Annotated in this window: 21 protein-coding genes and 1 pseudogene; 9 read left to right on the forward strand and 13 right to left on the reverse strand. The window is 71.3% G+C overall.

Annotated features, from left to right (window positions below; all coding sequences use genetic code 11):
* Positions 1–27 precede the first annotated feature (27 nt).
* The 6 genes from ddaH to ACFYRY_RS33890 all read left to right on the forward strand — a co-directional run bounded on the left by ddaH (position 28) and on the right by ACFYRY_RS33890 (position 7,973).
* Positions 28–849: a dimethylargininase gene (gene ddaH, locus ACFYRY_RS33865; RefSeq protein WP_389154443.1), complete on the forward strand. Its 822-nt coding sequence runs from the start codon at positions 28–30 to the stop codon at positions 847–849.
* A complete protein-coding gene (gene rocD / locus ACFYRY_RS33870) occupies positions 846–2,069 on the forward strand; it encodes an ornithine--oxo-acid transaminase (RefSeq protein ID WP_389154446.1) in 1,224 nt (407 codons plus the stop codon). Before ddaH ends, rocD begins: the two co-directional genes overlap by 4 nt.
* Positions 2,070–2,209: 140 nt before the next feature.
* The gene (locus tag ACFYRY_RS33875; RefSeq protein WP_389154448.1) at positions 2,210–4,660 is read left to right on the forward strand and encodes a SpoIIE family protein phosphatase; all 2,451 of its coding nucleotides are present in this window, start codon (positions 2,210–2,212) and stop codon (positions 4,658–4,660) included.
* 58 nt (positions 4,661–4,718) lie between these two features.
* Entirely contained in the window at positions 4,719–5,948 is a 1,230-nt protein-coding gene (locus ACFYRY_RS33880; RefSeq protein WP_389154451.1) for a SpoIIE family protein phosphatase, read from the forward strand.
* Positions 5,949–6,154: 206 nt separating this feature from the next.
* Positions 6,155–6,880 (forward strand): lysophospholipid acyltransferase family protein, encoded by a 726-nt coding sequence (locus tag ACFYRY_RS33885; protein WP_389154454.1) that lies wholly within the window; start codon positions 6,155–6,157, stop codon positions 6,878–6,880.
* A gap of 58 nt (positions 6,881–6,938) precedes the next feature.
* Positions 6,939–7,973 (forward strand): NAD-dependent epimerase/dehydratase family protein, encoded by a 1,035-nt coding sequence (locus ACFYRY_RS33890; RefSeq protein ID WP_389154457.1) that lies wholly within the window; start codon positions 6,939–6,941, stop codon positions 7,971–7,973.
* A gap of 63 nt (positions 7,974–8,036) precedes the next feature.
* Here ACFYRY_RS33890 and ACFYRY_RS33895 read toward each other — a convergent pair whose 3' ends face one another.
* The 9 genes from ACFYRY_RS33895 to ACFYRY_RS33935 form a co-directional block, all read right to left on the reverse strand.
* Positions 8,037–9,641: an alpha/beta hydrolase gene (locus ACFYRY_RS33895; protein WP_389154460.1), complete on the reverse strand. Its 1,605-nt coding sequence runs from the start codon at positions 9,639–9,641 to the stop codon at positions 8,037–8,039.
* 128 nt (positions 9,642–9,769) lie between these two features.
* Positions 9,770–10,540: an urease accessory protein UreD gene (locus tag ACFYRY_RS33900; protein ID WP_389154891.1), complete on the reverse strand. Its 771-nt coding sequence runs from the start codon at positions 10,538–10,540 to the stop codon at positions 9,770–9,772.
* Complete coding sequence (gene ureG / locus ACFYRY_RS33905) at positions 10,537–11,214, reverse strand: urease accessory protein UreG (RefSeq protein WP_389154463.1); 678 nt, start codon at positions 11,212–11,214, stop codon at positions 10,537–10,539. The genes ACFYRY_RS33900 and ureG overlap by 4 nt, the downstream gene beginning before the upstream one ends.
* Before the next feature lie 120 nt (positions 11,215–11,334).
* On the reverse strand, positions 11,335–12,009 hold the full coding sequence (locus ACFYRY_RS33910; protein WP_389154466.1) for an urease accessory protein UreF: 675 nt from the start codon (positions 12,007–12,009) through the stop codon (positions 11,335–11,337).
* A 12-nt stretch (positions 12,010–12,021) separates the two neighbouring features.
* Positions 12,022–13,743: an urease subunit alpha gene (locus tag ACFYRY_RS33915; RefSeq protein WP_389154468.1), complete on the reverse strand. Its 1,722-nt coding sequence runs from the start codon at positions 13,741–13,743 to the stop codon at positions 12,022–12,024.
* On the reverse strand, positions 13,736–14,047 hold the full coding sequence (locus tag ACFYRY_RS33920; RefSeq protein WP_389154471.1) for an urease subunit beta: 312 nt from the start codon (positions 14,045–14,047) through the stop codon (positions 13,736–13,738). The genes ACFYRY_RS33915 and ACFYRY_RS33920 overlap by 8 nt, the downstream gene beginning before the upstream one ends.
* 14 nt (positions 14,048–14,061) lie before the next feature.
* The gene (locus tag ACFYRY_RS33925) at positions 14,062–14,364 is read right to left on the reverse strand and encodes an urease subunit gamma (protein ID WP_389154474.1); all 303 of its coding nucleotides are present in this window, start codon (positions 14,362–14,364) and stop codon (positions 14,062–14,064) included.
* 489 nt (positions 14,365–14,853) lie between these two features.
* Positions 14,854–15,132 carry a type II toxin-antitoxin system Phd/YefM family antitoxin gene (locus ACFYRY_RS33930; protein ID WP_389154476.1) on the reverse strand — a complete coding sequence of 93 codons (279 nt, stop codon included), beginning with the start codon at positions 15,130–15,132 and terminating at the stop codon, positions 14,854–14,856.
* 665 nt (positions 15,133–15,797) lie between these two features.
* Positions 15,798–16,223 carry a hypothetical protein gene (locus tag ACFYRY_RS33935; RefSeq protein WP_389154479.1) on the reverse strand — a complete coding sequence of 142 codons (426 nt, stop codon included), beginning with the start codon at positions 16,221–16,223 and terminating at the stop codon, positions 15,798–15,800.
* 99 nt (positions 16,224–16,322) lie between these two features.
* On the opposite strand from ACFYRY_RS33935, the pseudogene ACFYRY_RS33940 reads away from it, so the two are divergent.
* Both ACFYRY_RS33940 and ACFYRY_RS33945 read left to right on the forward strand, forming a co-directional pair.
* Positions 16,323–16,495, forward strand: a pseudogene (locus tag ACFYRY_RS33940) (IS1380 family transposase); the annotation flags it as partial.
* Positions 16,496–16,813: 318 nt separating this feature from the next.
* Positions 16,814–17,605: a methyltransferase gene (locus ACFYRY_RS33945; protein ID WP_389154482.1), complete on the forward strand. Its 792-nt coding sequence runs from the start codon at positions 16,814–16,816 to the stop codon at positions 17,603–17,605.
* An 81-nt stretch (positions 17,606–17,686) separates the two neighbouring features.
* Here ACFYRY_RS33945 and ACFYRY_RS33950 read toward each other — a convergent pair whose 3' ends face one another.
* Genes ACFYRY_RS33950 through ACFYRY_RS33965 form a run of 4 tightly spaced genes read right to left on the reverse strand, consistent with a single transcriptional unit; the run spans position 17,687 to position 21,374 of the window.
* Positions 17,687–18,319, reverse strand: a complete 633-nt coding sequence (locus ACFYRY_RS33950) for a hypothetical protein (protein ID WP_389154485.1) — start codon at positions 18,317–18,319, stop codon at positions 17,687–17,689.
* On the reverse strand, positions 18,316–20,019 hold the full coding sequence (locus ACFYRY_RS33955; protein ID WP_389154488.1) for a carbamoyltransferase N-terminal domain-containing protein: 1,704 nt from the start codon (positions 20,017–20,019) through the stop codon (positions 18,316–18,318). The genes ACFYRY_RS33950 and ACFYRY_RS33955 overlap by 4 nt, the downstream gene beginning before the upstream one ends.
* Before the next feature lie 58 nt (positions 20,020–20,077).
* On the reverse strand, positions 20,078–20,554 hold the full coding sequence (locus tag ACFYRY_RS33960) for a GNAT family N-acetyltransferase (protein WP_389154490.1): 477 nt from the start codon (positions 20,552–20,554) through the stop codon (positions 20,078–20,080).
* A gap of 25 nt (positions 20,555–20,579) precedes the next feature.
* Complete coding sequence (locus ACFYRY_RS33965; protein WP_389154493.1) at positions 20,580–21,374, reverse strand: SDR family NAD(P)-dependent oxidoreductase; 795 nt, start codon at positions 21,372–21,374, stop codon at positions 20,580–20,582.
* 600 nt (positions 21,375–21,974) lie between these two features.
* Here ACFYRY_RS33965 and ACFYRY_RS33970 point away from each other — a divergent pair.
* Entirely contained in the window at positions 21,975–22,733 is a 759-nt protein-coding gene (locus ACFYRY_RS33970; RefSeq protein ID WP_389154496.1) for a thioesterase II family protein, read from the forward strand.
* Positions 22,734–22,825 lie beyond the last annotated feature (92 nt).

A 22,825-nucleotide genomic window follows, 5' to 3' on the forward strand; every position in this document is an offset into this window, starting at 1 on the left:
CACCGCAGGAAGCGGAGGAACCCCTCTGTGACCGATACCCGTGTGCCGCGCCGACGGCGCTTCCTCGTCTGCGAACCCAGACACTTCGCCGTGCAGTACGCGATCAACCCCTGGATGCATCCCGACACCCGAGTCGACACCGATCTGGCGCACGAGCAGTGGCAGGAGCTGATCCGCGCCTACCGGGCCCATGGCCACGAGGTCGACACCCTGGAGCCGGTCCCGGGTCTCCCGGACATGGTCTTCGCCGCCAACTCGGCGCTCGTGGTCGGCGGCCGGGTCTTCGGCTCGCTCTTCCACGCGCCGGAGCGCCGTCCCGAGTCCACGCACTACGACACCTGGTTCAAGACGGCGGGCTACGACGTCCACCGCCCCACCTCCGTCTGCGAGGGCGAGGGGGACCTGGTGTGGACGGGCCGGTACCTGCTGGCCGGCACCGGCTTCCGCACGACCCGCGAGGCGCACCGCGAGGTGCAGGAGTTCTTCGGGCACCCGGTCATCAGCCTGACGCTGGTGGACCCGTACTTCTACCACCTGGACACGGCCCTGTTCGTCCTGGACGGCGGGCACGACGGCAACATCGTGTACTACCCGCAGGCCTTCTCCCACGGCAGTCGCGAGGTCCTCGCGCGGCTGTACCCGGACGCGGTGCTCGCCACCCGCGACGACGCGATGACGTTCGGGCTGAACTCCGTCTCCGACGGCCGCAACGTCTTCATCGCACCGCAGGCCGAGGCGCTGGCCACCCGCCTCGCCGACCGCGGTTATGTCCCCGTCCCCGTCGACCTCTCGGAGTTCCAGAAGGCCGGCGGCGGCATCAAGTGCTGCACTCAGGAGATCCGCTCATGACCGCTCCCGTCCGCACGCGTTCGTCCGCCGACCTGATCGACGCCGAGGGGCCGGTGCTGGCGCACAACTACCATCCGCTGCCCGTGGTCGTGGCCCGCGCGGAGGGCACCTGGGTGGAGGACGTGGAGGGCCGCCGCTACCTCGACCTGCTGGCCGGCTACTCGGCTCTCAACTTCGGTCACCGGCACCCCGCGCTGATCGAGGCGGCGCACCGCCAGCTGGACCGGCTGACGCTCACCTCGCGCGCCTTCCACAACGACCGGCTCGCCGAATTCGCCGAGCGGCTGGCGGAGTTGACCGGGCTCGACATGGTGCTGCCGATGAACACCGGCGCCGAGGCGGTGGAGAGCGCGATCAAGGTGGCCCGCAAGTGGGCGTACGAGGTGAAGGGCGTCCCGGCGGACCGGGCGACGATCGTGGTGGCGGCGGACAACTTCCACGGCCGTACGACGACGATCGTGTCGTTCTCGACGGACGAGACGGCCCGGGCGGGCTTCGGCCCCTTCACACCGGGCTTCCGGGTGGTGCCGTACAACGACCTGGCCGCTCTGGAGGCGGCCGTCGACGAGACGACCGCGGCGGTGCTGATCGAGCCCGTCCAGGGCGAGGCAGGCGTGGTCGTCCCGGACGAGGGTTATCTGACCGGCGTACGGGAGCTGACCCGGCGCCGGGGCTGTCTCTTCGTCGCCGACGAGATCCAGTCGGGGCTCGGCCGCACGGGCCGCACGCTCGCCGTGGAGCACGAGGGTGTGGTGCCGGACGTGCTGCTGCTGGGCAAGGCGCTGGGCGGCGGCATCGTCCCGGTGTCCGCGGTCGTGGCCCGCCGGGATGTGCTCGGCGTGCTGCGGCCGGGCCAGCACGGGTCGACGTTCGGCGGCAACCCGCTCTCCGCAGCGGTCGGCACGGCGGTGGTGGAGCTGCTGGAGACGGGCGAGTTCCAGCGCCGTGCCGCCGATCTCGGCACGGTGCTCCGTGACGGGCTCACGGCTCTGGTCGGCAGCGGCGTGGTCGGTTTCCGTGCGCGCGGACTGTGGGCGGGCGTCGACGTGGACCCGGCCGTGGGCACCGGTCGTGAGATCGGCGAGCGGCTGCTGCGGGAGGGCGTCCTGGTCAAGGACACCCACGGCTCGACCATCCGCCTGGCGCCGCCGCTGACGATCACCGAGGAGGAGCTCGCCATGGCGCTGGGAGCGCTGGAGAGGGTGCTGGGCAGGGGGTGACCCGGGCGGTCGGCCGGTGAGGCGCCGTCTGCTCCTCGGTCCCGCCCGGGCGGGCGCCGGCCGACCGCGCGATCTCTACCGAAAGGGGCAAGATTGAGTCACGGGGTGGTAGACCCCCCTCGGCTACAGAGAGGTCGGCCGTGGGCACAGACGAGGAGCGTGACACTGCCCGTCGGCGGTTCGACGTGGCGGATGCCGCACCCCTGCTGCTCGACTCCGCGGGGGTGGTGACGAGCTGGAGCGCCCAGGCGCAGCGGCTGCTGGACCACCCCGCCGCCGAGGCGGTGGGCACGAACCTGGCCGAGCTGGTGTCCGCCGAGGACGCCGACCGGGTGCCGGGCCTGATCGAGCGGTGGCACCGGGACGGCGGCTGGGCGGGGCTGCTGACGGTCCGGCGCGGCGACGGAGGGCCGGTCAGAGTCATGGCGCGGGTCACCTCCACCGAGGAGGCCCGGGGACCCTCGCGGTGGCTGATGCTGCTGTCGGAACTGGCGGGGGCCTCGGGGTGGGACATGCACCGCACGGTGCTGGAGCAGATGGTCGCCCGCTCGCCGATCGGGATCGCCATCGTCGACACGGAGCTGCGGTTCGTCTGGTCGAACGACGCGATGGCCCGGTTCGGTGGCGGGCCGCCCGAGCAGCGGCTGGGACTGCGGCTGCGGGACGTACAGCCGGGCCTGGACACCGACGAGGCGGAGGCGCACATGCGCCACGTCCTGGCGACCGGGGAGTCGGTCATCGGATACGAGCAGCTCGGCAGCCTGCGGTCGTCACCGCACCGGGAAACCGCGCAGATGCTGTCGTTCACCCGGCTCGACGACGAGCGCGGTCACCCGATGGGCGTCTACTACACCGTCGTGGACATCACCGCGCACCATCGCACCCGGCAGCGGCTGGCCCTGCTGGACCGGGCGGGTGAGCGGATCGGTCGCGGTCTGGACATCGTGCGGACCGCGCAGGAGCTGGCCGACGTGGCGGTCCCGGCCTTCGCCGACCATGTCTTCGTGGACCTGCTGGAGTCGGTGATGCGGGGCGCGGAACCGGCTCCCGGCCCGTTGGACGGGGTCGCTCCGGTGCGGCTGCGACGAGCCGGACGGCGGTCGGCGGACTCCCTGGTCGCCTGGGCCGTCGGCATCGGCGAGGACGTCGTCCACCCTCCCGGGTCGCCACCGATCCACTGTCTGATCACCGGCCGGTCCTGGCTCCGGGAGCGGCTCGACGCGTTCGCCCCGGAGTGGGGCACCGACTTCCTCAGGGGCCCCGACGCCTCGGAGCCGGGCCCGCACAGCGTCCTGGTGGTGCCGGTCCGGGCGCGGGGAGTCACCCTGGGGGTCAGCACGTTCGTCCGGCGGGGCCACCAGGAGCCCTTCGACGAGGACGACCTGCATCTGGCCGAGGATCTCGTCTCGCGGGCGGCCGTGTGCGTGGACAACGCCCGCCGCTACACCCGCGAACGGGACGCCGCCCTGGTCCTGCAGCGCAACCTGCTGCCGCACCGGCTGCCCGACCAGTTCGCGGTGGAGGTCGCCGCCCGCTACCGGCCGGCCGACGAGCTGACCGGCCTGGGCGGCGACTGGTACGACCTGATCCCGCTGTCGGGCGCGCGGGTCGCCCTCGTGGTGGGCGAGGTGCCTGGGCACGGCATCGGGGCCGCGGCCGCGATGGGACGTCTGCGGACCGCCGTACGGACCCTCGCGGCGCTGGAGCTGCCGCCCGAGGAGGTGCTCGCCCACCTGGACGACCTGGTGGCGCGGACCGCCCGCGAGGAGGGCGTCGAGGTGGATCCGCTGGGCGCGGACAGCACCCAGGCGGTGGGCTCCGGGTGTGTCTACGTCGTCTACGACCCCGCCGACGGGCAGTGCTCGATGGCCGCCGCGGGGCATCCCGCGCCCGCTGTCGTGCTGCCCGACGGGACGATCACCTTCGTCGATCTTCCGCAGGGGGCGCCGCTCGGCGTGGGCGGGCCGCCCTATGAGGCGGTCGAGCTGGCGCTGGCGGAGGGCAGCACGCTGGCCCTGCACACCGACGGTCTGCTGGCCCATGGGCCGAAGCGGACCGTGGACTCGGACCGGGACCGGCTGCGACGGGCCCTGGAGCGGGAGGCGACCTCGCTGGACGTGCGCTGCCAGAGCGTGGTCGACGCGCTGGCGCCGGAGCATCCGGACGACGACGTGGCCCTGCTGTTGGCGCGGACCCGGCTCCTCGGCGCCGACCAGGTCGCGGACTGGGACCTGCCCGGTGACCCGGCCGTGGTGGCCGAGGCGCGCAAGGCGGCCACCCGGCAACTCACCGAGTGGCGTCTCGAGGAGCTGGCGTTCACCACGGAGCTGGTCGTCAGCGAACTGGTCACCAACGCCATCCGGCACGCCAACGGACCCATCCGGCTGCGTCTGATCAAGGAGCGGGCGCTGATCTGCGAGGTGCTCGACGGCGGCGCCACCGCACCGCACCTGCGTCATCCGCGCACCACGGACGAGGGCGGGCGCGGACTGCTGCTGGTCTCCCAGTTCACCCAGCGGTGGGGGACCCGCTTCGCCCCCGAAGGGAAGATCATCTGGGCGGAGCAGCCCCTGACGGACCCATCGGCATGACGTAGAACCGTGCATATCATGCGAAAATAGGGTGATCTCGGTGGCGAGAGCGGGAGCCATGAACGATTCGGCGGTCGACTACGCGGCGGCGTTCCAGGCCCTGCCCGGAATGGTGGCCCTGCTCACGCCCGACCTGGTGTACGTGGGCGTCAACGAGGAGTTCCTGCGCACGGCCGGCCGGAAACGGGAACAATTGATCGGGCACCATCTGTTCGACGTCTTCCCGGACAATCCCAACGACCCCGGGGCGACGGGCACGCGCAATCTGGAGGCCTCCCTGCGGCGCGTGCTGACCACCGGTGAGCGCGACACGATGGCACTTCAGCGCTATGACGTCGAGGACCCGGAGCGGCCCGGGCACTGGCAGGAGCGGTACTGGAGCCCGGTCAACGCGCCGGTCCTCGGCCCGGACGGCGAGGTGGTGCTTCTGGTGCTCCGGGTCGAGGAGGTCACCGAGCTGGTCCAGGCCCGCGGCGGCCGGCACACCGGCAAGGCCCAGGTGTTGGAGGCCGAGCTCTACACCCGCGCCCGTGAGCTCCAGGAGCTCAACGAGCGCCTGCGGCGCGCGCACGCCCGTGAGCGCGAGGTGGCCCTGGCGTTGCAGGAGGCGATGCTGCCGGCCGGCCGCCAGGTGAGCGACCACCGGGCGGCGGTGCGCTACCGGCCCGCGGTCGGCGCGCTGAACGTGTGCGGCGACTGGTACGACCTGATCGACCTGGTGGGCGGCCATCGGCTCGGGGTGTCCGTGGGCGACGTGGTCGGCCACGGGCTGGAGGCCGCCGGCGTCATGGGCCAGTTGCGCAGCGCCCTCAGCGCCGCCTCCCGGGTGGCCGAGGGTCCCGCCGAGGCGCTGGACGTGCTGGGGCGCTACGCGCACGTGGTCGACGGTGCCGAATCGGCCACCGCCGTCACCACGTTCATCGATTTCGACCGGCACACCATCGCCTACAGCAGCGCCGGGCATCCACCGCCGGTGCTGGTGCATCCGGACGGCCGGACGGAGTTCCTCGACCGGGCCACCGACCCGCCGCTGGACGCGCGTCCCGACCCGGCCCCCAGACCCCAGGCCGGAACGGCGTTCACCGACGGCGCCACCCTCGTGCTGTACACGGACGGCCTGATCGAGCGGCGCCATGAGGACATCGACACCAGCCTCGCCCGGCTCGCCTCCTCGCTCACCCGGCATCGCGGGGCGGACCCCGAGGTCCTCGCGGACTCCGTCCTGCTGGAACTGCTGCCCCAGGGAGGCGCCACCGACGACACGGCGCTCATCGTGGTGCGGCTGTGAGGGCACGAACCCGGGGCCGGACGGGGAAGCCCGGCGGGCCGGGTCGTACGGGCACCCCCCAACGGGCCCTCGTCCGGGGCGGGGTGGCCGGCCGGACGCGGTTTCGCCCCTCCCGTCCTGCCCCTACACTTGACACCCCCACAGCACGCCGGTTGACCTGCTGGAACACGGCGGCCCGGCCCGCCGCCGGAGTGAGGAGCGACCCGTTGTTCTACTACGTGCTCAAGTACGTGTTGCTGGGCCCCCTGCTGAGACTTGTCTTCCGGCCCCGTATCGAGGGCCTGGAACACGTACCGGACACGGGTGCCGCGATCATCGCCGGCAACCATCTGTCGTTCTCCGACCACTTCCTGATGCCCGCTGTCCTGAAGCGGCGCATCACCTTCCTCGCCAAGGCGGAGTACTTCACCGGCCCCGGCCTGAAGGGGCGTCTGACCGCGGCCTTCTTCCGCAGCGCCGGGCAGATCCCGGTGGACCGCTCGGGCAAGGAGGCGGGTCAGGCCGCGATCCGCGAGGGACTCGGTGTGCTGAGCAAGGACGAGCTGCTCGGCATCTACCCCGAGGGCACGCGCTCCCACGACGGGCGGCTCTACAAGGGCAAGGTCGGCGTCGCGGTGATGGCGCTCAGGGCCGGGGTGCCGGTGATCCCGTGCGCGATGATCGGCACGTTCGAGGCGCAGCCACCCGGCAAGGTCGTCCCGAACCTGCACCCGGTGGTGATCCGTTTCGGCAAGCCCCTCGACTTCTCCCGCTACGCCGGGATGGAGAACGAGAAGGCCGTCCTGCGTGCGATCACCGACGAGATCATGTACGCGATCCTGACGCTGTCCGAGCAGGAGTACGTCGACAAGTACGCGGCCGTGGCGAAGGCGGAGGACACCGCCGCGAGTTCCGACAAGGAGCGCAGGTTCCGCAAACTGCCGCTGAGTTGATCTCTGCTGTCGGCAGACAGCCCTGGGACGGGGGCCGCCCGGACCGTACGGTCATGGCATGAGACGTGCTGTGGTGATCGGAGCGACGGGACAGATCGGGCGGGTGGCCGTGGGCGCGCTGGCCCGGGACGGCTGGGAGGTGACGGCCCTCTCGCGGGGCGGCGGACGTGATGAGGGCTGGCCCGGGGACGTGCGGGTCGCGCGCGCCGACCGGGAGGACACGGCGGCGCTGGCCGAGGTGGTCGGCGACGACTGCGACGTGCTGGTCGACATGGTGGCGTACGGCCCCGGGCACGCACGGCAGTTGACCTCGCTGGCCGACCGGGTGGGCTCGGCCGTGGTGATCTCCAGCGTCTCCGTGTACGAGGACGACAAGGGCCGCAGCTTCGACACCCAGGGCGAGCCGGACGGCTTTCCCGAGTACCCGCTGCCGATCGCGGAGGACCAGCGGACCGTTCGGCCGGGTGACGCCTCGTACAGCACCCGCAAGGCCGGACTGGAGCACGAACTCCTCGCCGCGGGCGACGCGTTGCCCACCACGCTGCTGCGGGCCGGCGCGGTCCACGGCCCGCACTGCATGACCCCGCGCGAGCTCTACTTCGTCAAGCGCAACCTGGACGGCCGACCCCGGCGGATCCTCCCGTACCGCGGCGAGAGCCGGTTCCATCCGGCGAGTGTCCACACCATCGCCGAGCTGATCCGGCTGTCCGCCGCGCGACCGGGCACCCGCGCCCTCAACGCCGTGGACCCGGACGCGCCGACGGTGGCGGAGATCGCCCGGGCGATCGACACGGTGATGGGCGTCGAACGGGAGGACGTCCTGGTGGACGGTCCGCCGCCCGCCCCCACCGTGGGGGACACGCCGTGGACGGTGCCGGTGCCGGTGGTCTGCGACATGGGCGCCGCCGAGCGGGAGTTGGGCTACCGCCCGGTCGTCCGGTACGCCGAGACGCTGCCGGACACGGTCGCCTGGATCGAACGGCAGCTGGCCGGGCGGGACTGGCGGGAGGCGTACCCGAAGATGTTCCGGACGTACGGCGACCTCTTCGACTACGCGGCGGAGGACGCGTTCCTCGACACGCTCGGCGCATGAACACGAAGGGAGGGGGCGGCCGACGACCGCCCCCTCCCCGCCGTCATGGGACTCAGGGGGTCCTTACGGCTTGGGCGTCGCGTGCGGCGCGCAGGTGACGTCGGCGCGGTCCAGCTTGCCGGTGAGCAGGTACGAGTCCACCCGCGGGTTGATGCACGGGTTGACCAGGCTGGTCACGCCGTGCGAGCCCGCGTTCTTCTCGGTGATCAGGCGGGAGCCCTTGAACCGCTTGTGCAGTTCGACGGCGCCGTCGTACGGCGTGGCGGCGTCACGCTCGGACTGCACGATCAGCACGCCCGGCAGCCCCTTGCCGGTCTTCACGTTCACCGGGGTCTGCTGCTTGACCGGCCAGGTCGCACAGGGCAGGTTCATCCAGGCGTTGGACCAGGTCAGGAAGGGGTGGCTCTGGTGCAGCCGGGTGTTGTCCCGGTCCCACTTCTTCCAACTGGTGGGCCACTTCGCGTCGGTGCACTCCACGGCCGTGTAGACGGCGTTGCCGTTCTCCGAGGCGATGTTGCCCGCGGTGTCCGACATGTCCGGGGCGGCCGCGTCGACGAGCGCCTGGGTGTCCCCTGCGACGTACTTGCTGAAGACCGTGGCGACCGGGACCCACGAGGAGTCGTAGTACGGGGCGCCCTGGAAGAAGCTGAGCAGTTCGGCCGGTCCGACGACCCCGCCGATCGGGCTCTTCTTCGCGGTGGCCCGCAACTCCAGCCACTGCGCCTGGACTTCGGCGCGGGTGTCGCCGAGGTGGAAGGTGGCGTCGTTGGCGGCGACCCAGTCCTCCCAGTCCTTCCAGCGGCCCTCGAAGGCGACGTCCTGGTCGAGGTTGGCCTCGTACCAGATCTTGTCCCGGGACGGGTTGACGACGCTGTCGACGACCATCCGGCGGACATGGCCCGGGAACAGCGTGCCGTAGACGGCGCCGAGGTAGGTGCCGTAGGAGACGCCCAGGTAGTTGAGCTTCTTCTCGCCGAGCGCGGCGCGGATCACGTCCAGGTCGCGCGCGGTGTTCGGCGTGGTCATGTGCGGCAGCATCTCGCCGCTGCGCTCGTAGCAGCCCTCGGCGTACTCCCGGGCGAGCTTGCGCTGAGCGCGCTTGTCGGCCTCGGAGTCCGGCACCGGGTCCAGCTTGGGCGCCTTCACGAACTCCTGCGGGTCGACGCAGGAGATGGGCGCGGAGTGGCCGACGCCGCGCGGGTCGAAGCCCACGAAGTCGTACGCCTTGGCCGTGTTGGCCCACACGGGGGCCTTGGTGGTGACCCGGCGCGGGAACCGCAGGCCCGAGCCGCCCGGCCCGCCGGGGTTGTAGATGAGCGCGCCCTGACGCTCCTTCTTGGTACCGGTGTTGCCGATGCGGTCGACGGCGAGCTTGATCTGCTTGCCGTACGGCTTGGCGTAGTCGAGCGGCACGGTGACATAGCCGCACTGGATGGGCTTCTCCAGGCCCCAGTCGGCCGGGCAGTCCTGCCAGTCGATACCGGCCTTCTCGGCCTTGGCGGCGGCGATCGCCGCGCCGCGGGCCGCACGGTCCTGACCGCCGTGGCCCGCTTCCCCGCTGGCGCTCGCCGTGGGCGCGGCCACGGCGCCGGCTATCAGCGTCGCCGTGACGAGCACTCCGGCGGAACCGAACGCTGCCGTGCGCCGCGTCACTCTCTTGTCCCTCAAGGGGGCCCTCCCCGTACGTTGTTGATGAGTACGGGGATCCTCTCGGCTGTGAGGCGCCTGAGAACAGGGGTGGCCGGACTTTCTTTGCCAATCCGATAAGCGGACGACACCGTTCGCTCGGCGGACTCTCAGTTGCGGCCGAGGTCCTTCATGGCCTCGTCCAGCAGTCGCCGCAGTCTGAGCGCGTCCGGCGCCACGGCGGTCACCAGGGCGGCGGGCCCGGCGAGCGGCAGGACCGCGGCGCCGTCCCCCAGTACCCGCGCCGGGACGGGCTCACTCGCGAACTCCGGCCGTACCACGACGATCTGCCCGGCGGCCCGATGACCGGCGAGGACGGCGGGGCCGTCCCAGCCGCCCGGGGCGCCGGGGCCGCAGGCCAGCTCCTGGTCGAGCACGGTCCGTCCCGCGACACGCAGGGTCAGCCGGCTGCCCAGCCGCCCGGGCTCCTCCCCGGCCCGCCCGAGCACCTGCTCCTCACGCAGCACGAGCCGGGCCGTGGCCCCGAGGTCGACACGGGTCGTGACGGACAGGTCGCTGCCCCCGGCCGAGATCAACTGCTCGGGAAGCCAGTGCAGTTCACCGCCGTCGGCGACGGTGATCCGGACGTCGTAGCGGGCCTCGCCCTTGGCCTGGCCCGGCAGGGCGATGGTGGCGGCGGCCGATCCGACGCGCAGCCGGGCCCCGCTCTCCACGGCGGCCTCCACGGTGAAGTGGTCGCCGCCGAGCGGCCCGCTCATCGCGCCGACGAGCATGACCCGCGCCTCGTCGCCGCTCCCCCGGGTCCGCCGCAGGGCCAGCGGCCCGTCGCCCTGCAGTACCGGCAGGGACGTCCCGCCCCGGCCGTCGCCCCGCGCGAGGATCCGCGCGGTCGCCCGCACTCCGGTCCCGCCCGCGGTCATGCCGTCCACGCGGCGAGCCGCGCCCGCACCCAGTCGGCGACGTCCGTCACGCCGGGTCCACTCCTCAGCGACTGGAACACGACTGGCAGTTCGGCCCGCTGCGCCTTGGCGTCCGCTGCCATCCGCCCGAGGTCGGAGCCGACGTAGGGGGCGAGGTCGGTCTTGTTGACGACGAGCAGGTCCGCGGTGGTGACACCGGGACCGCCCTTGCGCGGAATGTCGTCTCCGCCGGCCACGTCGATGACGAAGATCTGCGCGTCGACGAGCCCCTTGGAGAAGGTCGCCGTGAGGTTGTCCCCACCCGACTCGACGAGGATCAGATCCAGCGGCCCGACCTCGTCCTCCAGGTCCTCCACAGCTTCCAGGTTGGCGGAGATGTCGTCCCGGATGGCGGTGTGCGGGCACGCTCCCGTCTCCACGGCGGTGATCCGCTCGGGCGGCAGCACGGCCTCCCGCAGCAGGAACTCGGCGTCCTCCCGCGTGTAGATGTCGTTGGTCACCACGGCCAGCGACAACTCGTCCCGCAGCACCCGGCAGAGCGCGGCAACGGTAGCGGTCTTACCCGACCCGACGGGCCCCCCGAGCCCAATCCGCAGGGCCCGCCGCCTGCCATCAGGACGACGAGCATCAGCACTGACGGCGGCGTGGCTGTCGTGGGAGTGGTCGAGATGCATGTACGGCTCCTCTACAAGTGGTGTGGTGGTACCAGCCCTGGGGGGTGGTGCGGGCGTAGTCCCTGCCCGGGCTGAGCCCCTGGGGATGGGACGGGTAGGGGCGGCGGGGGCGAAACCCTCCTAGGAGGCGAACAGGCGTACCGGCCACGCCGCATGCACCTCAGCCGAGATCTCCAGCAACGGCGCCGACCCCGCGGGCAACGCCTCGACCCCTGCGTCGAGAACCGACCGCGCCGCCTCCACCGCCGCATCCGCGACGCGATCCACCTCCGGTGCCAACCGAGCCAACACCCCCGTCGCGTCAAAGGGATCCAGACTCAGCAGCCGCACCGTCGCCGACGCCGGCCCGCTCACACTCTCGTACGCCGCGCAGTACGCCGCATCAACAGGCCCCAGCCCCGCCGCCCGAGCCGCGAGCCCCAGCACCACCGGCTGATGCGCCCCCTTGGGGAACTCCCTTGCCAGCGCGTCGAGTTCCTCGGACGGCCAGGTCGCCCGCGCGGCCCGCATCAGCTGGCGGCCCAGCTTCCGCGCGGCGCCCCGCAAGGCGGGCGACGGCGTCCGCGCGTCCGCCGCCGCGTCCAACTCCACGGGATCCGCGCCCAGTACGGCGGCCGCGGCCAGCGCTGCGGCGACCCGCCCCGTCGTCTGCAACCGCCCCCGGCAGAAGTCCTCCAGGCTCGCCGCCCCGGTGACCCGACCCGCCTTGACGGCCGCCTCGGCCCCGCCGGAGTGCGCATGTCCCCCGGCGGGAAAGCGGCCGTCGGCCAGGACCAGAAGTGCTGCTCGTGACATGGGATCCGCGTCTCAGAAGAGGAAGTAACGCTGAGCCATGGGCAGTTCGGCGGCCGGAGTCGCCTCGACGAGTTCCCCGTCGATGTGCACGGCGAAGCTGTCGGGATCGACCCGGACCAGGGGCCGGGCGTCGTTCTCGCGCATGTCCGCCTTGGTCACGCCCCGCGTCGACTCGATGGCGACGAAGCGCTTGCCCAGGTTCAACCGCTCCGGCAGTCCGTCGTCGATCGCGAGCGGTGCAACGAAGTTGAACGAGTTGGCGGCGGGCGCCCGCCCGATCGCCCCGTACATCGGACGCGGCAGGATCGGCTGCGGAGTCGGGATGGAGGCGTTCGCGTCGCCCATCTGCGCGTACGCGATCTGCCCGCCCTTGATCACGAGGTGCGGCTTGACGCCGAAGAACGCGGGCTCCCACAGCACCAGGTCGGCGAGCTTGCCGGACTCGACGGAGCCGATCTCGCGGGCGAGGCCCTGGGCGAGGGCGGGGTTGATCGTGTACTTGGCCACGTACCGCCGTACCCGGTGGTTGTCCGCGCGCCCGTCACCCGGCAGCGCCCCCCGTCGTCGCTTCATCACATGCGCGGTCTGCCAGGTCCGCAGGACGACCTCGCCGACCCGCCCCATGGCCTGCGCGTCGGAGGAGATGATCGAGATGGCGCCGAGGTCGTGGAGGATGTCCTCCGCGCCGATGGTGGAGGGCCGGATACGGGACTCGGCGAAGGCGAGGTCCTCCGGTACGGCCGGGTTGAGGTGGTGGCACACCATCAGCATGTCGAGGTGTTCCTCGGCGGTGTTGACGGTGAACGGCCTGGTCGGGTTGGTCGAGCTCGGCAGCACGTGCGGCTCGGAGACCACGGTCATGATGTCCGGCGCGTGCCCGCCGCCGGCGCCCTCGGTGTGGTACGCGTGGATCCCGCGGCCGGCGATCGCCGCGAGGGTGTCACCCACGAACCCGGCCTCGTTCAGGGTGTCCGTGTGGATCGCGACCTGGATGCCGGTCCGGTCGGCGACGGTCAGCGAGGCGTCGATGACAGCCGGGGTGGAGCCCCAGTCCTCGTGCAGTTTCAGACCGAGCGCGCCGCCGCGGATCTGGGACAGCATCGCCTCGTGGGAGACGGTGTTGCCCTTGCCGAGGAAGCCGATGTTCAGGGGGTACTGCTCCATCGCCTCCAGCATCCGGGCCAGATGCCACGGACCGGGCGTGACGGTGGTCGCCTTGGATCCCTCGGCAGGTCCGGTACCGCCGCCGACCAGTGTGGTGACGCCCGCGGACAGCGCCTCGTCGGCGATCTGCGGACAGATGAAGTGGACGTGCGCGTCGACCGCGCCCGCGGTCAGGATCCGCCCGTTGCCCGCGATGATCTCGGTCTCCGGACCGATGACCAGGTCGGGGTGCACCCCGTCCATGGTGTCGGGGTTGCCCGCCTTGCCGATCCCGGTGATCCGCCCGTCGCGGATGCCGATGTCGGCCTTGACTATGCCCCAGTGGTCGACGATCACGGCACCGGTGATGACGGTGTCGGGAGTGCCCTCCGCGCGGGTGGCCCGCGACTGGCCCATGGACTCGCGGATGACCTTGCCGCCGCCGAAGACGGCCTCGTCACCTGCCAGCCCCGGCCCGCCGGAACGGTCCTCCTCGATCTCGATCAGCAGATCGGTGTCGGCCAGCCGGATACGGTCGCCGGTCGTCGGGCCGAACAGGTCGGCGTACGCGGCACGAGAGATCTCAGGCATCGAGGGCACCTCCGGTCTCCCCGCGCAGGCCGGGCACCACACGGGCGCCGGCCAGCGGGACGAGTCCGACCTCGACGGGGATACCGGGCTCGAAGCGCACCGCGGTGCCGGCGGCGATGTCGAGGCGCTTGCCTCGGGCGGCACCGCGGTCGAAGTCCAGCCCGGGGTTGGCCTCGGCGAAGTGGTAGTGGGAGCCGACCTGGACGGGCCGGTCGGCGGCGTTGAGGACGGTCAGCCGGGTGACCTCGCGGCCCTCGTTGTAGACGATCGCGTCGTCCGCGAACAGGATCTCTCCGGGAATCATGGCGGCCGCTCCGTTCAGACGATCGGGTCGTGGACGGTGACGAGTTTGGTGCCGTCCGGGAAGGTCGCCTCGACCTGGACGTCGTGGATCATCTCGGGGATGCCCTCCATGACGTCGTCCCGGGTGAGCAGCTTGCGCCCGGACGCCATGAGTTCGGCGACCGTACGACCGTCACGGGCGCCTTCGAGGATGTGCGACGTGATGAGCGCGACGACCTCGGGGTGGTTCAGCTTGAGTCCGCGGGCCCGGCGTTTCTCGGCCACTTCGGCCGCCACGTGGATGAGCAGTCGCTCTTGCTCGTGCGGGGTCAGTTGCACGTCCCACCTCACAGTCCTCGCTCCGGACCGTGCGGGGTCCGGTTGCCGCTGCCCCGGGGCAAAGACCCTGGTGGCGTGGAGGGTGCAGGCTAGTTGGGCTGGGTTTCCACCACGTTAACCGCGCGGGGCGAAGGCCCGGCTCAGGACAGCACCCACCAGCCGGCCGAGGGGCGAGGGCGAGGACAAGGAAGAGGACGAGGGCAAGAGCGCAGGCGGGAGCCAGGGCGAGGACGGACCGTCCCGGCTCCGAAGGGTCCGAGGAGTCCACCCCGGATTCGGCGCGAGCGGCGAGGTCGCGAGCCGGGCGCGGTCAGTGGTTCGGGACCCTCGGCGGTGACGAGGCCCTCGCCGTATACGGTCCGCTCCTGCACGGCGTCCCGCGCGGCGGCCTCGTCGGCGCAGGGGCGTGGGGGCGTGGGGCGTAGGTGGCCTCGAAGGGTCCTTGCCCCGCCGCCCCCGACGTCGCCGAGCGCCCCCGCCGCCACTTCGTCAGCCGGGCCCGGCCCCCCGGTGATGCGCCGCGATCCCGAAGCGCTGCTGTTCGCGCGGAGCGGAAGCGACCTCGCGGACGCTGGAGACCGCGCTGACCACCTGCTCCTCCGCGGGTTCCTGGAGTTGCTCCAGCCGTTCGAGGTCGGCGGCGGACACCAGGGCGACGAGGGGCTTGCCGTGCCGGGTCACGACCACCCTCTCCCCGCCGTACACCACCTTGTTGATCAGGTCGGCGAGTTCAGCCCTCGCTTGCGTCACCGGAATCTCGTAGGCCATATCCCTAGCTTACGGGGCGTCCATCTGGTTCACCGTGGTCTGTGACGACGTCAAATGTGCAGGTCAGGGGCTCTCGCGTGCTCCCGTGCGCTCTCGTCTGTGAGAAAAATGTGAGACAAGGTGCGGCCCTGGCGGGTCTCCGGCGCGGCGGAACGCCCCGCTCCACCAGTTGTAACCCGGGGAAGTGTGGGGCGCCTGTGGGTGAGGCGGTCGGTTGCTTCGCGGTGGCCTTGCAGCAGTTGCGGTAGGGCTTCGAAGGCCTGGGCCCGTTTGAGTTCGGCCTCGGCGAGAGTGGTACGGCGTGCGAGATGCTCGAGGAGTTTCTCCGCTTTCTGCTGGCTGAGCAGGGCCTCGTCGTGGCGGGCGCACGGGTGGGCGCACAAGGCGGCCCGCCCGACGGTCGGGTTGGGGAAGGATCCGACGATGTGGACGCCGAGAACGTCGACGCTGGAGTGCGGGGGCTGCCTGGGTCCATTCGGTCTGGGCGGCGAGGGCGTGCAGGAACTGGCGTGCCGGTTCTGGCGCCGAGCGGATCCCCGCCGGCCACGCGGTCTCGCGGCCGGTGGGCGAGGTGGTGGCTGCGGTCCGGTCCGGGTCCTCGGCGATCAGGACTGCGCCGGGCAGAGCGTTCAGTGCGGTGAGAGCGACGGGCAGATCGGTATGCGCTATGCAGACGGCGTCGCGCCACGGGTGAAGGGGGGCGGCTTCCCACCTGTCTCGGGTCTGGTCGTCGAGGTCGATCTGGTCGAGCAGGCCGACGCCGGTGACGTCTTCCTCGGCGGCCAGCGCGTGAAGGACCTCTCCGACGAGTCCTGCCTGTCCCTGCTCGGCTTTGCGGAGTTGGTCTGCGTGGTTGCGGACGTCACGCTGGGCGTGCCACGGTTGATCTCTGCTCCTGCCCTCTGCTGGGCGAGCAGTGTCAGCTGTTCCTGCAGCGCGGCCGCGGTTTCGCCGACGTGGGCGGCGCTGGGGGTCCGGGCCTCGTCCAGCGCCTTTTGCGCCTCGGTGAGTTCTTCGATCAGGGCGACCAGTTGCCGGCTGCCGATGATGCGGGTGCGCAGATGGCTGTCGGGGCCGGTCGGGATGGTCACGGGTGCTCCTGGGACTGGGAGGTGGGGCGGGCAGCTTGGCGCCGCCGTGCGATGGCACGGGCGAGATGGCCGTCGGGCCGGCCGGGTCGTCCACAGGCCGCGCATTCCGAGAAGCAGGATGCGGCCGCCGGGCCTGGAAGAAGACCTTCGGGCACCACCCGCTGATGGGGTTCGCCGACCACGGCCGGGGCGGGTCCGGGGCGCCGGTGGCCGGACCGCTGCGGCCCGGGAACGCGGGCAGCGACACCGCCGCGGACCACCTCGAAGCCGCGCGGCTCGCCGTGGGGTCAAAGGCGTTGTTGTGGTGGTGCTGCTCAACCTTGGTCTGTGATCCGGTGGCGATGTTCGTGCCAGTGATGCTGTAGTAGTCGCTCGGACGGATTCGGTTGAGACAGTCGCTCACGGTTGCGAGCCTCTCCTCGGCTTGGCGAGCCCTGACCGCCTTGCGGGCGGCCGGCACCGGAGCCGGCCGCGGCACATCCCGCTCGTCTGCGAACAGCGATGACCGCACCGCACACCATCGGGTCGACCGACGCTCGTCCGCGGGGCGCCTCAGCAGCCCGGGGGCGGGCGGCAGGCAGGATGCCTCCATGCACCGCCGACAGATCAGTTCCATCGCCCACACCCTGCACCCCATCGCCGCGCCGCTGAGCGCCGCGTCCGTGCGGACGCTGCTCGACCGGGCCGTCCCCGACGGCGAAGCCCGGCTCCTCGATCTCGGCTGCGGATCGGGCACCTGGCTGCTGCGCGCGCAGGCCGGTCGCCCGGACCTGCGTGCCGACGGTGTCGACAACGACGCCGACGCCCTCGTGGCGGCCCGTGCCGCGGCCGACGCGGCCGGACTCGGCGACCGGGTCGCCTTCTACGCGCAGGACGCCGCCGGGTTCAGCTCACCGCACCGCTACGACCTGGTCTTGAGCATCGGTGCCAGCCACGCCTTCGGCGGCATGCTCCCCACCTTGAAGGCAGCCGAGAGCCACCTCGTCCCTGGCGGCAGAGTTCTGGTCGGCGACTGCTTCTGGGAGCACGAGCCCGACCGCGGCACCCTCGACTCCGGTTTCGCCGCGGACGAGTACGACGACCTCGCGACGACCGTCGACCGGGTGGTGGCCGAGGGCTGGGTGCCTCTGTACGGACACGTGAGCACCCTCCAGGAGTGGGACGACTACGAGTGGTCCTGGACCGGCTCCCTCTCCCGGTGGGCCCTGGATCACCCCGGAGACCCGGACCACGTCCAGGCCCTCAATGCCGCGGCCGCGCACCGCGCCGCCTGGCTCCACGGCTACCGGGGCACGCTCGGGTTCGTCACCCTCCTCCTGGGCAGGGAGCCCGGGCCGCCCTACGCGGTCTCGCGGGACCTGCCGACCCCCAGCCCGTCGTAGGTCGACGAGGACGGGCCGGTGGGCCGGCCCCCGGAGCTGCGGGACCGGCGCACCGCGTGAGGCGGGCCGATCGCGTCCGCGTCACCCGCCGAGCGCCGTCCCGAGGCCGGACTCGCCGGCGTCGTCCAGGCGGTAGAGATGCCTCAGCACGGCGTGCGGAACCGACATGTCGACGACAGCCGCGGTCGCGGGGAACGTGCCCTCGGTTCCCGTCGGGAGCACCAGGTCGGCCTGCAGCGTGGCGGCGAGTGCGACGGCCGCGAGAACCGCACTGAGGAGCTGGATGCCCCCGCCGGAGTCGTATGCGACGCTCGACACTATGGGGATGCGGCCGGTGTCGAGGAACAGCCGGACCACCCCCGGATCGACCTGCACGTCCGCCTCGCCGCGCAGCACCAGGGTGCGGCCGTCCTCCCCCGTGATGCCGACCGCCAGCGTGGTGTGGTCGCCCAGGCTGCCGACCAGCCCGCGCTGCACGTGTCCCGCGACGTGCCTGCGCAGCGCGGCCGGGTCGTCGGGCGGGCGCACCCCGCTATACCGCAGGAACCCGATGTCGCCGCAGAACGCGTGCCGCAGCTTCTTGTCGGCCAGGACGTGGTCGCCCGCCACCACGACCACCGTCCGGCCGTGGAGTTCCCTGAGCCGGGGCAGCGTGGCGACGAGAGACGCGGCCGTGCCGTGGGCGGCGGCCGCCGAGCATTCCCGGGGTCTCACGCCTCCGTGCGACCGTCGGTCCGCCGGTACAGCGTCCCGTCGCTCCAGATCCGGGAGACCCTGCCCCACCGCGCGGCGGACGCCACATCGGGGAAGAAGCCGTGCCCGTTGAAGTTGGCGCTGGTGTTGCAGAGCACCGGGACCCCGCTGCGTCGGTGGTAGGCGGACAGCACGGTGAAGAGCAAGTCGTCGTCGCCCCGGCCGACCGTCTGAAGCCGCGCGGTCCCGTCGAGGTGGACGGCCGCGGGGATGCGCTCCGCCCAGTCCGGCCGTACGTCGTGGTCGAAGAGCATGTGCGGGTCTGGCGTGCCGGGCGAGAAGATCTTCGGCGCCTCCGCCTCCAGGCAGATGGGAGCGACGGGCCGGTAGGGCTCACGGTCCTTGACGCGGTTCAGCTCGTCCTTCATCGATGTGCTGACCGGCGCCGCCAGGATGCTGCGGCCGCCCAGCGCGCGGGGGCCGAGTTCGGCGCGGCCGTGCAGGACGACGACGGGCTCCCCGGTCTCGTGGAGGATCCCGGCGAGTTCCTCCGGGGTGCAGGCCGATGTCGACCAGCCGGCTGGCAGCTCGGGTGACGGGGTCAGCTCCGGGCCGAGCCGCGGATTCCAGTCGAGCGCCGTCAGACCGGCGTGCTGCGCCCGACCGAGGACGGCCGCGCCGATGGCGGATCCCGAGTCGTTGGGGAAGGGCGGGACCCACACGTCGCGGAAGGCGGGCGCCGCGCGCAGCGCGCTGTTCCACTTGATGTTGAGCGCACAGCCGCCGGCGAAGCAGAGGTTCCACGGGCCTTCGCCCTTGGCGGCGAGGACCTTGGCAGTGATCCGCTCGACGAGGAGCTCCTCGAAGAAGACATGCACGGCGGCGAGCACGTCCTCGTCGCTCACGCCGTTCCCCGACACCCGGGCGCGCACCGCGGAGAAGAACTCGTGCACCGGCGGCACGGACTGCTCGAAGAGGCTGCCGTACCCGCCGACCGTCGCCCGGTACTCCACCGCAGCCGGTTCGTCGCTCTCGAAGACGCGGTGGAACTCCTCGCGCAGCACGGCGATCACGGCGTCGTCCGGCTGCCCCATCGCGATGTACGCCATGAGTTTGCCGGCCACCGAGAGGTCGTCGACGGTGAGCGACTGCACCGTCTTGCGGAAGGGGCCGAAGTGGTGTCCCGCGATGGCGTACGCGTGACCGAGGACCGGGAAGAGCTCGCCCAGGTTCTGCACGCCCTCGCGCGGGTCGACCCAGTAGAGGCGTGGGAAGAGTCCGCCGTCCCAGACGAGGACGAACGATGCCTCGCCGCACCGGGCGAAGGGGCTGGAGACATAGGCGCTCGACACGTGTCCCGCCGCGTGCGGGAAGCTGGTGTACGAGTAGGCCGCGCCGTCCATGGGAAAGGTGCCCGAGACGCTCGGCACGTCCAGCGCCGGGCAGGCCGCCGACTCACGGTAGGGGCCGACCACGATCTCGGTGGGCGCACCCTGGTCGAGCAGGGAGACCGTGCCGGACACGTCGCCGTCCCAGCCGTCGACCACCCATTCGTCGACGTCCTCGGGCTTGTAGCCGAAGTCGGAGAGGATTCCGGGGATCAGGCTGAAGTCGGCGATGGTGCTGTAGCGCAGACCGTTTCCCAGCTTCTCCATCTCGACACTGAAAATCAGGCGGTCGTCGTCGAGCAGGGCGACGGCACCGTCATGCGTGAGTTTCAACCCGCAGATTATCAACTATGTCACTCCTAGGTCTGCTTGAGCAGGCATCGGGCATGCTTCAGCCACGGAACGAGTCGGAGGCAAGTCTCAACCGATAGAGGCTCGACCTGCGGCCGGGACGGAATAGAGTGCGCCATTCATCACGGGTCTCGCTTGCCGGGACATTCGAGAACCCCAGCCTCCCGAACCATTCTCCGCCGTATCGGGTCAGAGCCAGCAGAGATTGATACCCCTGCTCTTTGCCGATACTCGCGGCCAGGCCGACCAATTGCCGGCCGATTCCTCTGCCCTGGCAATCGGCCGCGATGCAGAGGTTGTAGACGACCAAGCTCGCGCCGACCGGCGCCATCCCGGCGCACCCGACCAGCCGGTCTCCTTCGCAGACGACTACGAATTCCTCGATTTTCTGGGCCAGTTCGGCCGTCGTGCGGTGTATCAGCAGCCTCTTCTCGACGAAGGGGGCAGAGAGCGACGCGATCTGTTCCGCTTCCCCGGGGCGTGCCGGTCGTGCGCCGAGGCCGTCCCGTGTGCTCACGCGCCGGGGAGCGGTCCGTACCGACTCAGGCGCCATCCGTGCCGCCGGGCGAGGCGGGCGAGCTCCCCGCGAAGCCGAGTCCGAAGTGCTGCTCGGACGGCATCAGTTCGATCATGTTGACGTTGACGCGGGCGGGCTGCGCCAGGCACCACGACACCGCCTCCGCCACGTCCTCGGCGGTGAGCGGTTCCAGTCCCGCGTAGAGCGCGTCCGCCTGCTTCTCGTCACCGTCGTAACGCACCCTGGCGAACTCGGTCTTCGCCATGCCGGGCGCCACACAGCTCACCCGGACGCCCGTGCCCTGGAGGTCGACGCGCATGTTCAGCGAGAGCTGATGCACGAATGCCTTGGTGGCGGCGTACACGTTGCCACCAAGGTAGGGGTAACTCGCCGCGATCGAGCCTATGTTCACCACATGGCCCGATCCGCGGGCGACGATCCGGGGAAGGACCAGGCCGCTCATGTTGAGCAGACCGGTGATGTTCGTGTCGATCATTTCGCGCCAGGCGTCGTCCCGCCCCGACTGAAGCGGTCCGAACCCTCGGGAGTGGCCGGCGTTGTTGACGAGCACCGAGATGTCACGAAAGTCCTCGGGCAACTCATCCAGGGCCCGGCCCAGACCCTCGCGGTCCCGGACGTCGGCGACCACCGGTAATATCGCGCCGGTGGGGTCCTGCTCCGCCAGAGCCTTCAGCCGATCCGCCCTGCGTGCCAGTGCAACAACCAAGTAGCCCTGTCGGGACAGCACTTGTGCAATTCTCTCGCCGAATCCCGACGAAGCACCCGAAACCACGGCTACGCCACGTTCGTCCTGCGTCATGCACACATCCCCTCGTCCCCGTCGCGCTGTATTGGCACGAGGATTTGACGCGTTCACCCAGCGCCCTGGTCGGGGGCAGGGTTCCGGACACCTGTTCAGCGGCATTGGGGTCTCCGTGCACGCTGGCCGACCGGAGGTACGCCTCCTTACGTCGAGCATCCCCCGCCGGCAAGGCACCAGGTCGGATTGACCACTGACCCGTAAATTCCTAGCCAGTGAAGCACGTGCCGACACCCGCTCAACTATGTGACGTACAACACAGCTTGATACACCATCACCCAACGGGAGCATCCTCCCGTTGGGCCAGGACACGGACACAACGGACGGGCGATATTTGCCCTTGCCATTCCAAGTCCCTTCCGTGATAGGAATGTTGGTAACGTGCTGGAGGCATGCGTATTTACGATTGACGTCGCACCCGTCGAGCAGGGCCCGCCCCCAACCCTCAACTTCCGATACCGCGTCCGCCGTTTTTGCCATATCCGGCCGCCGAGCACGGCCCGTTCCCTACCTCTGAACGTCACCTTCGACTGACAAGGGAAACAGTGTGTCTGCCCTCCAGAAGCGTCACCTTCACCCGCCCGTCGTAGATTGGCGCCCATGACCGCGGGCCCCCTGGTGGAGTGGGACCCGCCACGCACGGCGACGGCGCTGCTGGTGTGCCTCCCCCACGCCGGTTCCGGTGCCTTTCAGTTCCGCCCTTGGCAGGAGATGCTCGGCCCGGACATCGCGCTCCTCGCCGTACAGCTGCCGGGCCGGGAGAACCGCTGGCGCGAGGAACCCGCCACTGGCATGGCCGAGGTGCTCGACGAACTGGCCCCGCGGCTCTCGGCCCGCCTCGACCTCCCCTACTACGTGTTCGGCCACAGCATGGGAGGGCTGATCGGGTACGAACTCGCCCGCCGCCTGGGACGTCAACAGGGGAGCTGGCCCCGCGGGTTCGTCGTCTCGGCTTGCCGGGCACCGGACGACCAGGGCGAACCGTCGGGCACCGAGCGGCTTACCGACGAGCAGCTCGTGGCCGAACTCGTCGCGGACGGCGTCGTGCCGACGGCCGTCGGCGCCAACAGCCGTCTTGCCGCCGCGGTGACGCGACCCCTGCGCGGCGACAGCGCCATCTGCGACACATACACCCCGCCCCGCACGGACCCTCTCCTGCCCTGCCCGCTCGGCGCGTGGCGGGGGCAGGACGACAAGGGTGTGACCGACGGACACATCCGCAAGTGGGGCGAGTGGTCCACCTGCCCCAGCACCGTACGGACGTTCCCGGGCAACCACTTCTACCACCTGGACGCTCCCCGTCAGGTGACGGCCGCGTTGAGGACGTTCGTCACGGACCTGCTGCCCACGCGCAACTGACGGGCTACCCCGGTTGCCCTCACGACCTGCACCGCGCACCGCCCGCACCCGCAGAACCTCTCAGTCTCCCTGACCGCCCCGGCCGTCCGGGG

Origin of the sequence: Streptomyces sp. NPDC005263 (assembly GCF_042872365.1) — a bacterium.
Classification (GTDB): Bacteria; Actinomycetota; Actinomycetes; order Streptomycetales; family Streptomycetaceae; genus Streptomyces.

Coding starts and splice junctions, on each gene's coding strand:
- rocD (WP_389154446.1), top strand. CDS start 846: ATGACCGCTCCCGTCCGCACGCGTTCGTCCGCCGACCTGATCGACGCC.
- ACFYRY_RS33880 (WP_389154451.1), top strand. CDS start 4,719: ATGAACGATTCGGCGGTCGACTACGCGGCGGCGTTCCAGGCCCTGCCC.
- ACFYRY_RS33890 (WP_389154457.1), top strand. CDS start 6,939: ATGAGACGTGCTGTGGTGATCGGAGCGACGGGACAGATCGGGCGGGTG.
- ACFYRY_RS33900 (WP_389154891.1), bottom strand. CDS start 10,540: ATGACCGCGGGCGGGACCGGAGTGCGGGCGACCGCGCGGATCCTCGCG.
- ureG (WP_389154463.1), bottom strand. CDS start 11,214: ATGCATCTCGACCACTCCCACGACAGCCACGCCGCCGTCAGTGCTGAT.
- ACFYRY_RS33910 (WP_389154466.1), bottom strand. CDS start 12,009: ATGTCACGAGCAGCACTTCTGGTCCTGGCCGACGGCCGCTTTCCCGCC.
- ACFYRY_RS33915 (WP_389154468.1), bottom strand. CDS start 13,743: ATGCCTGAGATCTCTCGTGCCGCGTACGCCGACCTGTTCGGCCCGACG.
- ACFYRY_RS33920 (WP_389154471.1), bottom strand. CDS start 14,047: ATGATTCCCGGAGAGATCCTGTTCGCGGACGACGCGATCGTCTACAAC.
- ACFYRY_RS33930 (WP_389154476.1), bottom strand. CDS start 15,132: ATGGCCTACGAGATTCCGGTGACGCAAGCGAGGGCTGAACTCGCCGAC.
- ACFYRY_RS33945 (WP_389154482.1), top strand. CDS start 16,814: ATGCACCGCCGACAGATCAGTTCCATCGCCCACACCCTGCACCCCATC.
- ACFYRY_RS33965 (WP_389154493.1), bottom strand. CDS start 21,374: ATGACGCAGGACGAACGTGGCGTAGCCGTGGTTTCGGGTGCTTCGTCG.
- ACFYRY_RS33970 (WP_389154496.1), top strand. CDS start 21,975: ATGACCGCGGGCCCCCTGGTGGAGTGGGACCCGCCACGCACGGCGACG.